This window comes from Priestia sp. YIM B13489 (assembly GCF_042787645.1).
Taxonomy (GTDB): Bacteria; Bacillota; Bacilli; order Bacillales; family Bacillaceae_H; genus Priestia; species Priestia megaterium.
This window is the reverse complement of the sequence record NZ_JBHZOQ010000053.1, coordinates 632,044-647,113: the sequence shown is the minus strand read 5'-3', so window position 1 is coordinate 647,113 and position 15,070 is coordinate 632,044. Positions and strand designations below refer to the sequence as shown.

The following is a 15,070-nucleotide window of genomic DNA, read 5'->3' as shown; positions in this document are numbered from 1 at the left end:
CATCACCTCTGTTAGCACTCTAAAACTCTGAGTGCTAAATCTAATAATAAATTACCAAATCACTATAGCGATGTCAACGATTTGATATTAGATTATCCCAATAAAGGCTTGAAAAACTTCATTCCCCAAAAATCGACCATTGTGTGTTAAAAAGACTGAGCTGTTGTCTTCACCCAAAAGTCCTTTCTCTTTGTATTCTTGAATAGGTTCTCCAAATACATCTTTTAATTCTCGATTGAATTTTTTCTTAAACTCCTCTTTTGAGACTCCCTTCGTTTTACGAAGGCCCAAAAACATTTCTTCTTCCATTTTTTCAGCCTCGGTCACGCTCACTTCATTGAGATATGCATTTCCGTTTTGCTCAACCGAATCAATGTACTTTTTTAATGGTCCAATATTTGCTCGTCTTATTCCGTCTATATAGCTATGTGCGCCTGCGCCAATTCCGTAATAATCGTCGTTGTTCCAATATGTTAAATTATGAATACTCTCGTAGCCTGGCTTTGCGAAATTACTGATTTCATATTGATGAAAACCTTGTTTGTCCATTTCTTTCATGAGCAGCTCATACATAGCTGCTTCTTCTTCTTGAGCAGGCAGAGGCAGCTTCCCTTTGTTCATTAAATTATAAAACACCGTTTTAGGTTCAATAATCAACGAATAGGCAGACATATGCTCCACCTCTAATGAAAAAGCCGTTTGAAGCGTCGAAGAGAAATCAGCTACCGTTTGCTCCGGCAGGCTATAAATTAAGTCTAAGCTTATATTCGACATTCCAATCCTTCTCGCTTGCTCAACACAATCAAATACCTGTCTGTTTGAATGCACACGTCCAATTTTCTCCAATAATCTTTCATTAAACGTTTGTACACCAATGCTTAAACGATTCACACCATAATCATGGAGAAGCTGAAGCTTTTCTTTTGTCAATTCATTCGGATTCGCTTCAAATGTAAACTCACCTTTTTCGTCATAAGGGAGGTACATACGAATCGATTCTAAAAAATACTCCAGCTGCTGTTCATCTAAGGCTGTGGGCGTTCCGCCCCCAACGAATATCGTGTTTAAATTGGTCGTTGGATAACGTTCGACTGTTTGTTTCATTTCTTCTCGCATGCTTTCCAAATACGGCATAACGGGCTGATTTTTGAAAAACACTTTATTAAAGTCACAATAATGACAAATATGATGACAAAACGGGATATGCAGATATGCTGCCTTCACCATGGACTTCCACCTCAATCACATTTATAAATGATAAAAATACCGCAGAGTCTCTCTGCGGTATTTTTATCTATGTTTGTTCACACTTATTTACAGCGCTCAAAACTCTTTACTATCGTATCAGATTAGCTTGATTTTCAAAACTAATTTGACATGTTAAATAATAGAATTTCAGCTATTAATCTTCGTCCATGCGAAGCACAGCCATGAATGCTTCCTGCGGTACTTCAACAGAACCGACCTGCTTCATACGTTTTTTACCTTCTTTTTGTTTTTCAAGAAGTTTACGTTTACGAGAGATATCTCCTCCGTAACATTTTGCTAAAACGTTTTTACGAATGGCTTTAATTGTTGAGCGCGCGACGATTTTTTGACCGATTGCCGCTTGAATAGGCACTTCGAACTGTTGACGTGGAATAAGCTCTTTAAGCTTTTCTACAATGACTTTACCACGATCGTACGCCGAATCTCTGTGTACGATAAAGGACAGTGCATCGACCGTTTCGCCGTTTAAGAGAATATCCATCTTCACAAGCTTCGAAGGCTGATATCCAATAAGCTCGTAATCAAACGAAGCATAGCCTTTTGTATTTGATTTTAATTGATCAAAGAAATCATATACAATTTCAGCCAGTGGAATTTCATATACAATACTCACGCGATTAGCGTCCAAGTACTGCATATCAATAAAGTTGCCTCGCTTCTTCTGACAAAGCTCCATCACAGCACCTACATAATCGTTTGGTACCATCATCGTTGCCTTTACATACGGTTCTTCCACACGTTCAATCTTTTGTGGGTCCGGCATATTAGACGGATTATCTACAGACAGATGAGTCTCGTCTGTTAAATACACGTCATAAATAACGCTTGGAGCTGTTGTAATTAAATCAATTTTAAATTCGCGTTCAATACGCTCTTGGATAATTTCCATGTGAAGCAACCCTAAGAATCCACAGCGGAAACCAAACCCTAAGGCCTGAGACGTCTCTGGTTCAAACTGAAGTGCAGAGTCATTTAGCTCTAACTTTTCTAGTGCTTCACGAAGATCGTTATACTTTGCTGTATCAATTGGATACAGTCCGCAGTATACCATTGGATTCAGACGACGATAACCAGGAAGAGGTTCACTTGCTCCATTTTTAGCAAGTGTAATCGTGTCCCCTACTCGCGTATCTCCAACGTTTTTAATAGCTGCTGTTAAAAACCCTACGTCGCCAACAGAAAGTTCATCTTTAGCAACGGCTTTTGGCGTTAACACACCTAGCTCCGTTACCTCAAACTCTTTTCCTGTTGCCATCATTTTAATTTTGTCGCCTACTTTTACTCGTCCCTGTACGATACGAATAGATGCAACTACACCTCTGTATGCATCATAAAATGAATCAAAGATCAGCGCTTGAAGCGGTGCATCTGGATCCCCTTCAGGAGCAGGAACTTTTTCAACAATTTGTTCTAAAATTTCTTCGATACCAATTCCTGCTTTAGCTGAAGCTAATACAGCTTCCGACGCATCTAATCCAATTACGTCTTCAACTTCTTGACGCACTCGCTCTGGCTCTGCACTCGGCAGGTCAATCTTATTAATAACAGGTAAAATTTCAAGGTTGTTATCAAGTGCTAAATACACGTTTGCTAGTGTTTGAGCTTCAATACCTTGAGCTGCATCTACTACTAGAATTGCACCTTCACACGCGGCTAAACTTCGCGACACTTCATATGTAAAATCGACGTGTCCCGGTGTATCAATTAGATGAAAAGTATACTCTTCTCCATCTTTTGCTTTGTATTGAAGCTGCACAGCATTTAATTTAATGGTAATTCCACGTTCACGTTCCAAATCCATCGAATCTAAAAGCTGAGCTTTCATTTCTCGCTGTGTTAACGCATTTGTTTTTTCTAAAATACGGTCTGCTAATGTTGACTTACCGTGGTCTATATGAGCAATAATCGAAAAGTTTCTGATTTTCGATTGTCGTTTCAATCTTGCTTCTCTATCCATATTTTTTTCACTCCTACTGAAAATCGGCAAAATACACTAAACTAAATTATAACAACACATTCGTCAACATTCAATAAGCATTCCATTGGGGATTTTTCCATACAAAAAAGCAGAAAGAGATTCTGCTTTTAATTAAGAAGATGATGGATAGCCTTAAAAGCTTTTCCTATTGTACTTTTCACGCCTTCCGCTAAACTTTGACCTAGCGAGGAGAAAAAGTTAAAAGCCTTTCGTTTTTCTAGAAACTGCTGTTTTTCGTCAATATTCACGACTTTTTTTGAACCTAAAACAGCCGCTTCCACCTGACCATCTGACGTTTTAGAAACATTAATAACATGTTCAATCGAAGGATCATTATATCCCTTCATTTTAATCAACCCTTGCTGAGCCGTCTGCATCCCTAAAAATACAATGCACAGTAAAAAAATGGTTAGCACTACTGATTTTAAAGTAAATTTAATCATATTATTAGGCCCCTTACTTCTTTATCTTCTGTAGTACTAACCATTATGACTATATTGTGAAGAACTCATTCATCTAAAAGCGTATTAATGAGTATAGGCTCCAAAGTTCTCTTGATCCACTTCATGATGCAAAGCAGCGTTAAGTCCTCCTGCAACTACATTAGCCATATCTTCAATAAACATATCCACTTCTTTTGGCGTAACCATCAAATTATGGCCTAAAGGTGCAAGCACTTCATGAATAAGACGTCTTTTTTCTTCATCGGGAAGGGTGCCAATCATACCGAGATACGTTTGACGCTGCTCTTCATTAGGTAAATCATCCTCCGTGAGCTTCTTTTTTTCTCCAAACGTCATACCAGACGGAAGCAGCGACTTAGACGGCTTTCCCTGCTCTTTCATTTCTCGGCCAAAATGTTTTAAGATAAAGTCAATTGTATCGCTTGTAATGGAAACAGCATCCACCACCGTTGGAATACCTATTGCAATAACTGGAATGCCAAGTGTTTCATAACTGATTTCTTTGCGTTTGTTTCCAACCCCAGACCCCGGATGAATACCTGAATCTGAAATTTGAATGGTCGCATTTACCCGTTCAATCGAACGAGCGGCCAGCGCGTCGATTGCAATGATAAAATTTGGATTCACTTTCTTTACAACGCCAAAGATAATATCACTTGTCTCAATACCCGTCATTCCCATTACTCCCGGGACAATGGCGCTAACGGGTCTAAAGCCATCTTGCACGCTTTCAGGCTGTAGCTCAAACAGATGTCTTGTAATCAACAAATTATCTACTGCCTTTGGTCCAAGCGCATCTGGTGTAACACTTAAGTTTCCAAGACCCACTACAAGACAGCTAGCATCATCTGGAATGTTGAGGCTTTTAATAAAAAAATTCAGCTCTTTAGCAAATACTTCTTCCATGGCCTCTTGCTTTTCAGTATCCTGCTCGCGAATGCCTACCGATTCAAGGGTTACATATCGGCCTTTTTTCTTACCGATTGCTTCTGCGCCTTCTTCCGTAATTTCTACCATTGAAATTTTGACACCTTGTTCTTCTTTTTCTTTTACAATTACGCCTTTGATTTCTGACTGATTATTCGGTTTAGGCTGATTTTCTAACGCTATGTCTTTTGCTTCGACAGCTAAATCCGTGCGCACGCTATATTGACTTAAATCAAGTTCTTTTTCCATTTCTTAACCTCCTAGACAATCTTTGTTGAAATTATTGTCACCGAGGACTGGCAGATTCATGCATTTAAGAAATGAAAAGTGGAAGGAAGGGCGCAATATCAGCTACAAGCTTTTAAAGAGAGCTCTGTCATATAAAATTCCTTGTCAAGGCTATTGCATTCTGTCCTTGTGTTTGATAAAATATCTTTTGTTCTTATTGTGAAGAATGTCGAGTTCTATATAATCTCGATTGTTATCATTTCGGGAGGTGAAACGGATGCCAAACATTAAATCAGCTATCAAACGTGTAAAAACTACTGAAGCTCGCCGTGCTCATAACATTCAAGCTAAATCAGCTATGCGTACTGCAATCAAAAACTTTGAAGCTTTAGTTGAAAACAACGATGTAGATAACGCAAAAGCAGCATTTGCTGTTGCTTCTAAAAAATTAGACAAAGCTGCACAATCTGGTATTATCCACAAAAATGCTGCAGCTCGTCAAAAATCTCGCTTAGCAGTAAAACTTAACGGTTTATCTGCATAATTGAGACAAAAACGATCCCATTAGGATCGTTTTTTTATTGCGCTCTTTTTAATAAAAACAGCTGTAAAATAAGCGCTTTATCCATTTTCCCCGTCTTCATTTCATAATCTGCCTCTGCTAAATCCTTTAAAATTTCTTTAAGCTGCTGTTCCTCAAAACTTCTGCTCTGCTGCAAAGCAATTTTCACACGAAACGGATGAACCTTAATCGTTTGAGCAATTTGCTGCTGACCGTACCCTTGACTAGACAGCTGCTTCGTATGATAAATCAAACGAAACTGCGTCGCTAACAAAGATAAAATTTTAATAGGCTCTTCGTTATTACGCAGTAAATCCTGATACATATTTAAAGCAGTAGAAACCTTTCGCTGAATAACAGCGTCAATAAGTGTAAATACATTTTGTTCAAGCGTTTTTGCCACAAGCTTAAGCACAACTTCTTTTGTAATGACTCCGTCTTGTCCAACGTATAACACCATTTTTTCAATTTCATTTGTCACAAGCGTTACATTAAGACCCACAAGCTGAATAAGCAGCGTCACAGCATCTTCATCCATATTCACTCCATCTTTTGAAAGTAAATTATGAATCCACTGCTTCATTTCTTTTTCACCAAATTCGTTCGCTTCGATGTAAGCTGCTTGTTTTTTTAATAATTTTGTTATTTTTTTTCTTTCATCCAGCTTTTCATAAGGGGCTAGTAGAATTAACGTTGAAAAAGACGGGGGCTGCTCCACATATTGCTGCAGTTTTGCTAGATCATGCTCTACTTTATCTTTCGATTTTTCAGCCGTTAAAAATGCTGCATTTTTCGCAACCACTACACGCTTGTCTCCTAAAAAAGGAAGCGTTTCAGCATCTTCTAGAACTTGATCAATCGATGTTTCTTCTAAATCGTATAGTGACAAGTTAAATTCTTTATCTTCTTCATTTAACGTATAGCCGACGATTTTATCTCTAATCTTTTTACTCATAAATGCATTGACCCCGTGTATTAAGTAAACGGGGGCTATATTATTTTTGGTAATACTTTTTAAGCTATCAACTGCCAACGTATATACGCTCCTCTTTTTTATTCATCTATATTGATTATGTATAGTTACTGATAAACAAAATACAATTTCTATCGTAAAGGTGTTATGAGTTTTTGGCAACAATACAAAAGGAATTGCCTTAAAACGACAATTCCTCAGTTTATGATAAACATTAACAATATAAGCCCTAGGTTACTTATTTGTTAATGATTAAACCCTTATCTCTATTTTCTCCTCATGTCCATAAAGTATAGTTGTTAACTGTTGTCAGTTTGTGAAAACGCTTTTAAATTGTCTAGATTTTTAAAAAAAGTTAGATTATACTGTAAACAGGAGGGGTGTTAATGAACCAATTTGAAGAAAGTGTCCAAAGTAAACGCAACGACGCTGTCGATTCTGCCGTAGGATTTGGTGTTTCATTTGGCTTTTTCACTGCCTTATTTGTTATTGCAACTGTGATTCACTACTTGGGTTCGTAAAATTGCTTCAAGGCTGCTTCTTAGCAGTCTTTTTTAGTTCGTTTTTCTTACTATAGACTATGGAAGTTGCTGCGAAAACGTTCCTGACTTTTTTGTAAATTCATACATTACCCCACCATCTTCATCCGTTCGATAAATATACACTCCGTAGCTTTTCAGAAGCTCTAATATTTCTTGATGAGGATGACCATAACGATTTTTTTGTCCCGCTGAAACAAGCGCTACTTTAGGATTTAAATGTTGAACAAACTCTTCTGAAGTTGAAGTTTTACTGCCATGATGCCCAACTTTTAATACATCTGCTTTAAGGTTTGGAAAGTCTTTCAATATTCTTTGTTCTCCTTCCCTTTCTAAATCTCCGGTGAATAGCCATCTTAAATTTCCTAACTTAGCGTCTATTACAATTGAGCCGTTGTTGCTCGTTTCTTCGAAACCTGTCGGAGAAATAATCTGAAATAACACACCTCCTTCTTGCCAGCTATCTCCTTGTTGAACAATTTGAACAGGCACGCTTTGTTTTTGAGCAGCGATCACCAAGCCAGTCTCTACATCATTTAATTCAGCTTTTTTCCCAAGCACCAGCTCTCCGACAGCCACTTGTGAAAATAAATGCTGTGCCGCCCCTGCGTGATCATAATCGCCGTGTGTAATAATCATTTTATCTACCCTTGTTATTCCTTTTGAATGCAAAAAGGGAACAAGTACATCTTCTCCCACATCAAAAGAAGAACGCCGTTTTTGCCATGGTTCTTTTGGAAATGAAACGGTTCCTCCGGTATCGATCATATACACACCTTTTCGATAAGGAAGCTCAATGATAAAGCAGTCTCCTTGTCCTACATCGACCATTGTGACCGTTCCTTTTGGATTCAAATAAGGATACATACATTGTGCGGCTAACAATGCCACGAGAATAAACATATAGCGAACGAAAAATTCTCCTTCTTCGACCGCCACAAATAAAGCATAAATGCATAAGTACATGCCCAAAAACAGCACAATGTGGGGTTTTCCCGTTACAAAATCAGCGGGAATCCACTCAAAAAAGCCAAGCAATTTTTCACAAAAAAGTAAAAGAATATGAAGAATCTGCTCCAGCAGTTCACTCACTCCCGGCAAGAGGATACGAACAAAAAGAATGAGCAAACAAAGAGGTAATATAACAAGAGAAAACAGCGGTACAAAAACCATATTTAATGGCAAACTGAGAAGAGATACTCCATAAAAATAGTACAACAATAAAGGAAGTGAACTGACTTGTGCAATCGCTGAAACAACCATGAGCTGGCTGAAAGAAGAATGAAAACGAGGTAAAATCGTCTGACTCGATAAAATCAATGCAAAACTAACGGCAAAAGAAAGCTGAAATCCTACATCAAATAAATAGTACGGCTTAAAAAGCAGCATGGCTATAAAAGCAAGGCTGATGCTATCAACCAAAAGAATTTTTCTTTGTATCTTTATCGATATAAGCATCAGCATACTCATAAAAACAGCTCGGACAACTGAAGCGCTGCCACCAGCCAAAACCATGTATACAGGAAGAAGCACAAGTAAAAGCGTAATGGCTCGCTCGCGCGTTATTCCAATCCGAATGAGCAAATAAAAACACATTGCTGTCAGCAGTCCAACATGAAGACCTGATATGGCAAGCAAGTGTATTAAACCAAATTGCTGATAGCGCTTGATACTCTCTTCTTCGATGCCGGTGCGCTCGCCGTAAATTAGTGCCTGCATAAACCCAGCGCCTGGATCCGACATATTTTGTTGAATATAATTAATTCCTTTTTGACGAATAAAGGTAAGGTACGTAAGTGGAGTTAGAGTGGGGAGCTGGCATTTTACCAAATCAAGTCTCTTGACGTTAAGCTGCCAATGAATAGACTGATGGTACAAATATTGCTGATAATCAAATGCATGGAGGTTGCGAGCAGGTGAAGGAGAAGTTAATTGCCCCGCTAGTTGACAAACTTGATGAATCGTTAGCTTTTCGAGCTGCTGTTTCTCTTCCAACGTTTTTAGTTTATAAAAAGCCATGACCTCTTCATTTTGAACCGTAAACTTAAAAGTAAGCTTGTCGCCGTCACTATGCGGCACAGATGAAATTTCGCCTGTAAAAGAAGAAGATTCAGTTAAAAGAACCGTTTTGTTATGCTTATTTGTCTCAGCTAATAGGCAGACGCACAAAACACTCAACAGTGCAGAAGTAATAACCACTTTCCTCGGACATTGTAGCCATTGAAAAATGAAAAGCACGATTAGCAAAAACAGGCTTACAGCGGAATGATTATCATATACATATAAAGCTATCATCATGCTAAAAGCACAGTAAATATAATATCCTTTCACTTTTAGCTCCTTTCTTCTTAAAAGAAAGAGGCTTCTTACTGTTACTAAGTAAAAAACCTCTTTTACCTTTAATTTGCAGTAAACAAAGCGAGAGCTTCACGCTGTAAATTCATCACTTCTGCTTCGTCCGCTCCGCTTTTTTCTAAACGAGCGAGAACATCCGTCACAAATTGAAGCTTCTCTTTACTTTTTAAGTCAATGATTGCTTCATCAAGTTCAACTTTTGCTGTTTTCACTCCCGCCTGTTGAAATAACTCAACAGCATACGGATGATTTTTGTAATCATTAGCGTAATATACTGTTTTAATTCCCGCTTGAATAAGGGCTTTACAGCAGTTTAAACACGGAAAATGCGTGACGTATACTTCCGCATCTTCTGTTTTCACACCAAACTTAGCACACTGCAAAAGTGCATTCACTTCTGCATGAACAGTTCTTACACAGTGTCCATCAATCACATAACAGCCTTCGTCAGCACAATGCACGCCTCCGCTGATCGAGCCGTTGTATCCTCCAGCTATAATACGTTTATCACGCACCACTGTAGCCCCAACAGCCAGACGTTCACAAGTGCTTCTTAAGGCTAGCAAATGGCTTTGTGCCATAAAATATTGATCCCATGAAATCCGGTTCATCTCATTCCCTACCTTTTTATTTAAAACTGAATAATTATAATTATACTTGTCTCTTTCATAGTGTAGCGTTTCTTTTCCTTCTTCGTCAATAAGTCTCTACTGTACCGTAATTTGAGCTTTAATTTTTTCTAGCGACTTCTCGCCAATACCTGATACTTGCCCCAAATCCTCTACTGTTTGAAACAAGCCATTTTCCTCTCGATATGAAACGATGGCACTCGCTTTTGAAGGTCCAATGCCATTTAGTGTTTGCAGTTCATCAGTGTTCGCTGTATTGATATTAACAAGGGGCTGATCATTTGAGGTTCCTGAGGAAGAGATTGAAGAAACTGGAGATGAAGGCGGGATTTCTTCTCCAGCAGCTGGGATGTAAACAGCCATTTCATCTTGTAGCTTGCTAGCTAAGTTGAGCTGTCTTAAGTCCGCTTCTTTTGTAGCGCCTCCGGCTTGTGCTAGAGCATCTTTTACCCTTGCATCTTTCGGAAGCTGGTATACACCGGGCTTCTGAACAGCTCCTTTAATATCCACCATAACAAACGGAGAATCTTGGCTCGAAATTACTTGATCAGACGACTCTCCTTCTTTTTTTACAGCAGAAGATTCTGCCTTTATCATATCTGAGGTTTGAAGAGAACTTTCCGGTTTCTCTCCGCCTGTGCGATAGATATAAAAAGCCAAGCCAACTGCTAAGCAAATACACCCAATTAGCCATTGTTTTTTTGAAAAAGTCAAATTGTACACTCCTTTGAATTTTGAAGTAACGTCATAAATTCCATTACGTCTTCATAGTGTTTAGAAGAAAAGGCTTTTGAAGGAGGGAATGAATCAGTGAACATAGGGTTTATCGGAACAGGAAACATGGGGAAAATATTAATTGATGCGTTTATTGAATCAAAAGCCGTACGTCCTTCTAAAATTACTATTATGAATCGCACAAAAAAAAGAGCCAAAGAGATTCAACAGCAGCATAAAAAAATTCATGTTGCTGATACAGCTGAAGAAGTTGTTCACGCATCCAAAGTCATTTTTATTTGTGTTAAGCCATTGGATATTCACCCCCTTTTAATAAAATTAGAACCACTGCTGACGAAAGATCATTGCATTGTATCCATTACCAGTCCAATTAGCGTAGAACAAATCGAACGCCTCATTCCGAGTCAAGCAGCTAGAATTATCCCCAGCATTACGAATCGGGCATTAGCAGGTGTTTCTCTTTTCACGTTTGGAGAAAGGTGTACGCCTTTTTACCAAAATTATTTGCATGAATTATTTTCATCTATGTCAAAGCCTGTGGCTATTGATCAAACGATTACGCGCGTATCATCCGATATCGTAAGCTGCGGTCCTGCATTCTTCAGCTTTTTGCTTCAACGCTTTATTGATGCAGCAGTTCAAGAAACAAATATTTCTGAAGAAGAAGCTACCGTCATGGCCAGTGATATGATTATTGGAATGGGAAAACTGTTGGAAAAAGAAATATTTACGCTTCCTACCTTGCAGGATAAAGTATGCGTAAAAGGCGGTGTAACCGGAGAAGGTATTAAAGTTTTAGAAGCTGAACTCGGAGAGATGTTTGTGCACGTATTTCAAAAAACACATGAAAAATTTGACGAAGACATTGAGCTTGTTCACAATCAGTTTGATAGTCTTATTCCATAATTTCTGTAGAAATCCTGCTTTGAAACAAAAAAAGAAGCCTCTACTCGGCTTCTTTTTTTTGCGCAGAGAAAAAGATGCGCTCACTGTTTGAAGTAGGCTCACTCATTTTGAAATCTGCACTTACTTCTATATTTATAAAACCAGCTTCGCTCAGCCATGATTGATAATGGTCAATCGACCAAGTGCGCTGAGCATGCACCTCATCAAAGCGATGATATGCATCCATTTCTTCATCATAAGCAAAAAACGTAATATCATGCTCTACGCGCGTGTCTGTATCGTCATAGGTGCAGTTCCAAATGTATGACACGTCTTCATCTACGTAAGAAAAAGATTGATTTCCAAATACGTCTTTCATCTTGTGCACTGAATGAACATCAAATATAAAGAGCCCACCTGGTTTTAAGTGCTTATATACACGTTGAATGGTTTCTTGAACTTCTTTATCACTTTGCAAATAGTTCAAAGAATCACAAAAGATTACTACACAGTCGAACTCTTTCAATAACTCAAGTTCCGCCATGTTTTGCTGAAAAAGAGATAGCGTTAACCCTGCTTCTGCCGCCTTTTCCTGGGCTACCATAAGCATATCATCAGACAAATCAACGCCTACTACGGAGAAACCTTCTTGTGCAAATCGAACGGAGAGTTCTCCCGTGCCGCAGGCAAGGTCTAATATACTGTCAGGCTTTGTTTTCGCTTTTGCCACCTGCTGATTAAAAAATTCAGCCCAATCGTCATACGGAACGTCTGCCATTAGCTGATCATATACGTAGGCAAATTCTCCGTACCTGCTCATAGCTGTAGCTCTTCTGAACTTACAAATGGTGCATCTCCCCATAAGCGTTCTAAGTTATAATATCCGCGCTCATCTTTATGGAAAATGTGAACCACAACATCTCCAAGATCAACAAGAACCCACTTAGCCTGCTCAAATCCTTCTAAACGCTTCACAGAAATGCCTTGTTCGTGTGCTTTTTCTTTAATTTCACGAGCGATTGCCTGCACTTGTTTATCTGAGTTACCGTGACAAATAACAAAATAATCTGCCACAAGTGAGATTCCTTCCATATTTAACGCTACGATATCGATTGCTTTTTTATCGTCTGCTGCTTCTACAACAAGAGATAGCAATTCACGTTCAGTCATGTGTTTGACCTCCTAAGATTAAATCATTATATGTCATCATCGTATCGGGATAAACGGCCTGATGTTTAGTCATTAAAAAAGAAATGGTGTTTTTCAGTGATTGAATAAGTGCTGCATTTAAGTCCGTTTTAGCTAACTCCCGCACTTCATCAACACCTGGAAATCTCCTTCCGGGTTCAATGTAATCAGCAACGTACACAATTTTTTCAAGTAACGTCATGCCAGGTCTTCCAGATGTATGGTAAGCAATCGCATCCAATACTTCCTTATCCGTAATCCCTACTTCATTTCTCACTAAAAACGCGCCTACTGGAGCATGCCATAATTCTGTATTGTATTCCAATAAAGAAGGGCTCATGTTTTGATCAATAATAATTTGCTTCATCTCTTCCTTTGGACGAAACTTGGCGTAGTCATGAAAAATAGCAGCCAATTCTGCTTTTTTTTCGTCTGCTTCAAAACGCTTAGCTAATTCAATTGCTGTTTCCATTACCCCGACAGTATGAATATAACGGCGTTCTGTTAACTGTTTCTTTACGATTTCTAATGCCTCAGTTCGATTCATATAATTGATTCTCCTCGATATATTGTTTAACACCAGCAGGTATAAAATAACGAATGGTTTCTTTCTTTACTACTCGTTCGCGAATAAAGGAAGAGGAGACATCAAACTGCGGAACTTCTACTTCTTTTATCGGGTAAGGGGACGTAATGGTATACCCCGGGCGTTTTACACCTACAAATGTAACCAAATTGACTAATTCATCAATTTCATACCACTTCGGCAAATATTCTACCATATCAGCACCAACGATGAAATAAAACTGACATGTTGGATATTTCTCCGTTAGTATTCTCATCGTATCATATGTATATGAAGGCTCTTTGCGCTCAAATTCGATGGGCTGCAGGGTAAATTGATCATGTTCTTCAATAGCTAGCTTTAGCATGTGTAAACGATGATATGGCTCAATAGGCTCTTTGATTGTTTTATGAGGTGGAATATACGACGGCATGAACCATATCTCATCTAATTTCAAGGCATGCAAAACCTCATTTGCCATCATTAAATGCCCCAAATGAGGCGGATTGAATGTTCCACCTAAAATTCCAATACTCTTCAACAATCCCCGACTCCTTTAATTTACTTCATTTTTAAATAGAGCGGGTTTCCCCGCTCTATTTCATTTCACTTTTGGAAGCATTAACTGCTTATTTTCGCGTGATTCTTTATATAATACAATCGTATTTCCAATCACTTGTACAAGCTCTGCTTTTGCTCCTTTTGTTAATCGAGCAGCAACCGTGTCACGATCTTCGTCACAGTTTTGCAGAATGCTTACTTTTAATAATTCTCTTGCTTCTAATGCATCAGCAATTTGACCAATCATATTTTCATTGACTCCACCTTTTCCTACTTGGAAAATTGGATTTAAATGATGTGCTTTTGAACGTAAAAAACGTTTTTGTTTACCTGTTAACATAAAAACCTCCGTTGTATCTTATCTCTTAGTTAGTGTTGAAAGAACAATGTGTTCCATTGCCTCTTCGTCAGGACGGACGTTCGTCCACTTTTCAAATGCAAGTGCACCTTGCAGTACAAACATACCGACACCGTTATGAGTGCCTGCCCCTTTTGCTTCAGCCTCTTTTAAAAGCTTTGTTTTTAAAGGGTTGTAAATAATATCGCTGACTACGGCTTCTTTTTGCAATAAAGTAAGTGCTAATGGCAGCTCATCCACGTTAGGGTACATTCCCACTGAAGTGGTATTAATAATAATATCGAATGTATCTAATTGTTTTTCTGCATCAGAAATAGACATCGCCGCTGTTTTCGTCGAAAAAGGCAGCTCGTTAGCTAATACAGCTGCTTTTTCGGCGGTACGATTGCATATCGCAATTACCTCAGGAGCATGCTGAGCTGCAATTGTATAAAAAATAGCTTTTGCAGCTCCTCCAGCTCCAATAATTAAAATTCTTTTTTGGGATAAGCTTCCTTCTACTGCTTTGAGCAAAGACGTCACATACCCCTCACCGTCGGTATTGTATCCAATATAACGGCCATCTTGATTAACAACTGTATTTACAGCGCCAATTGCCTTTGCTAATGGATCGACTTCATCCAAATGCTTCATAATATCAACTTTATAAGGAATCGTGACATTAAATCCTTGAATGTTTTTATCTTTTAGCTCTCCAATGGCTGACTCAAAATGAACAGGTTCAATTGGAAAAGCTTCATAATGAGCATCCATATTCAGACGTTTAAAGGCATCATTTTGCATCAATGGCGATAGTGAATGCCCAAGCGGATAACCAACTAGCCCATATAATGTACTCAAGATTTTTTCCCCTT

The 15,070-nt window shown here is 38.5% G+C and carries 17 protein-coding genes; 3 read left to right on the top strand and 14 right to left on the bottom strand.

Annotated features, from left to right (window positions below; genetic code table 11):
• Positions 1-87: 87 nt before the first annotated feature.
• From hemW to gpr, 4 genes are all read right to left on the bottom strand, one after another.
• On the bottom strand, positions 88-1,227 hold the full coding sequence (hemW, locus tag ACFX4W_RS09190) for a radical SAM family heme chaperone HemW (RefSeq protein ID WP_043976183.1): 1,140 nt from the start codon (positions 1,225-1,227) through the stop codon (positions 88-90).
• 175 nt (positions 1,228-1,402) lie between these two features.
• Positions 1,403-3,226, bottom strand: a complete 1,824-nt coding sequence (gene lepA / locus ACFX4W_RS09185) for a translation elongation factor 4 (protein WP_013059246.1) — start codon at positions 3,224-3,226, stop codon at positions 1,403-1,405.
• A gap of 128 nt (positions 3,227-3,354) precedes the next feature.
• Entirely contained in the window at positions 3,355-3,690 is a 336-nt protein-coding gene (locus ACFX4W_RS09180; RefSeq protein WP_013085063.1) for a DUF3679 domain-containing protein, read from the bottom strand.
• Between the two features lie 84 nt (positions 3,691-3,774).
• Positions 3,775-4,887 (bottom strand): GPR endopeptidase, encoded by a 1,113-nt coding sequence (gpr, locus tag ACFX4W_RS09175; protein ID WP_043976177.1) that lies wholly within the window; start codon positions 4,885-4,887, stop codon positions 3,775-3,777.
• A gap of 256 nt (positions 4,888-5,143) precedes the next feature.
• Here gpr and rpsT point away from each other — a divergent pair, with 256 nt between their 5' ends.
• Positions 5,144-5,410 carry a 30S ribosomal protein S20 gene (gene rpsT / locus ACFX4W_RS09170; RefSeq protein ID WP_013059249.1) on the top strand — a complete coding sequence of 89 codons (267 nt, stop codon included), beginning with the start codon at positions 5,144-5,146 and terminating at the stop codon, positions 5,408-5,410.
• A gap of 34 nt (positions 5,411-5,444) precedes the next feature.
• Here the strand turns inward: rpsT and holA are convergent, their stop codons facing one another.
• Positions 5,445-6,461: a DNA polymerase III subunit delta gene (gene holA / locus ACFX4W_RS09165; protein WP_043976175.1), complete on the bottom strand. Its 1,017-nt coding sequence runs from the start codon at positions 6,459-6,461 to the stop codon at positions 5,445-5,447.
• A gap of 326 nt (positions 6,462-6,787) precedes the next feature.
• On the opposite strand from holA, the gene ACFX4W_RS09160 reads away from it, so the two are divergent.
• Positions 6,788-6,922 (top strand): YqzM family protein, encoded by a 135-nt coding sequence (locus ACFX4W_RS09160; protein WP_013059251.1) that lies wholly within the window; start codon positions 6,788-6,790, stop codon positions 6,920-6,922.
• A gap of 57 nt (positions 6,923-6,979) precedes the next feature.
• Here ACFX4W_RS09160 and ACFX4W_RS09155 read toward each other — a convergent pair whose 3' ends face one another.
• From ACFX4W_RS09155 to ACFX4W_RS09145, 3 genes are all read right to left on the bottom strand, one after another.
• Positions 6,980-9,271 carry a DNA internalization-related competence protein ComEC/Rec2 gene (locus tag ACFX4W_RS09155; RefSeq protein WP_043976173.1) on the bottom strand — a complete coding sequence of 764 codons (2,292 nt, stop codon included), beginning with the start codon at positions 9,269-9,271 and terminating at the stop codon, positions 6,980-6,982.
• A gap of 68 nt (positions 9,272-9,339) precedes the next feature.
• Positions 9,340-9,906, bottom strand: a complete 567-nt coding sequence (locus ACFX4W_RS09150; protein ID WP_025750557.1) for a ComE operon protein 2 — start codon at positions 9,904-9,906, stop codon at positions 9,340-9,342.
• Between the two features lie 96 nt (positions 9,907-10,002).
• Positions 10,003-10,638 (bottom strand): helix-hairpin-helix domain-containing protein, encoded by a 636-nt coding sequence (locus tag ACFX4W_RS09145; protein WP_043976171.1) that lies wholly within the window; start codon positions 10,636-10,638, stop codon positions 10,003-10,005.
• A gap of 96 nt (positions 10,639-10,734) precedes the next feature.
• Between ACFX4W_RS09145 and comER the strand changes: the two genes are divergently transcribed.
• Positions 10,735-11,565, top strand: coding sequence for a late competence protein ComER (comER, locus tag ACFX4W_RS09140; protein ID WP_025750559.1), 831 nt, complete (start codon positions 10,735-10,737; stop codon positions 11,563-11,565).
• A gap of 40 nt (positions 11,566-11,605) precedes the next feature.
• On the opposite strand, the gene ACFX4W_RS09135 is transcribed toward comER, so the two are convergent.
• From ACFX4W_RS09135 to aroE, 6 genes are read right to left on the bottom strand one after another with little or no spacing between them, the layout of a single operon-like run.
• Positions 11,606-12,364: a class I SAM-dependent DNA methyltransferase gene (locus ACFX4W_RS09135; RefSeq protein WP_043976170.1), complete on the bottom strand. Its 759-nt coding sequence runs from the start codon at positions 12,362-12,364 to the stop codon at positions 11,606-11,608.
• Positions 12,361-12,714 carry a ribosome silencing factor gene (gene rsfS / locus ACFX4W_RS09130; protein ID WP_013085071.1) on the bottom strand — a complete coding sequence of 118 codons (354 nt, stop codon included), beginning with the start codon at positions 12,712-12,714 and terminating at the stop codon, positions 12,361-12,363. The genes ACFX4W_RS09135 and rsfS overlap by 4 nt, the downstream gene beginning before the upstream one ends.
• Entirely contained in the window at positions 12,707-13,279 is a 573-nt protein-coding gene (yqeK, locus tag ACFX4W_RS09125) for a bis(5'-nucleosyl)-tetraphosphatase (symmetrical) YqeK (RefSeq protein ID WP_034648849.1), read from the bottom strand. The genes rsfS and yqeK overlap by 8 nt, the downstream gene beginning before the upstream one ends.
• Positions 13,266-13,838, bottom strand: coding sequence for a nicotinate-nucleotide adenylyltransferase (locus tag ACFX4W_RS09120; protein ID WP_043976168.1), 573 nt, complete (start codon positions 13,836-13,838; stop codon positions 13,266-13,268). The genes yqeK and ACFX4W_RS09120 overlap by 14 nt, the downstream gene beginning before the upstream one ends.
• Positions 13,839-13,898: 60 nt before the next feature.
• Positions 13,899-14,198, bottom strand: a complete 300-nt coding sequence (gene yhbY, locus ACFX4W_RS09115) for a ribosome assembly RNA-binding protein YhbY (RefSeq protein ID WP_043976166.1) — start codon at positions 14,196-14,198, stop codon at positions 13,899-13,901.
• Between the two features lie 18 nt (positions 14,199-14,216).
• Positions 14,217-15,056 carry a shikimate dehydrogenase gene (gene aroE / locus ACFX4W_RS09110; RefSeq protein ID WP_080781554.1) on the bottom strand — a complete coding sequence of 280 codons (840 nt, stop codon included), beginning with the start codon at positions 15,054-15,056 and terminating at the stop codon, positions 14,217-14,219.
• Between the last annotated feature and the right edge of the window lie 14 nt (positions 15,057-15,070).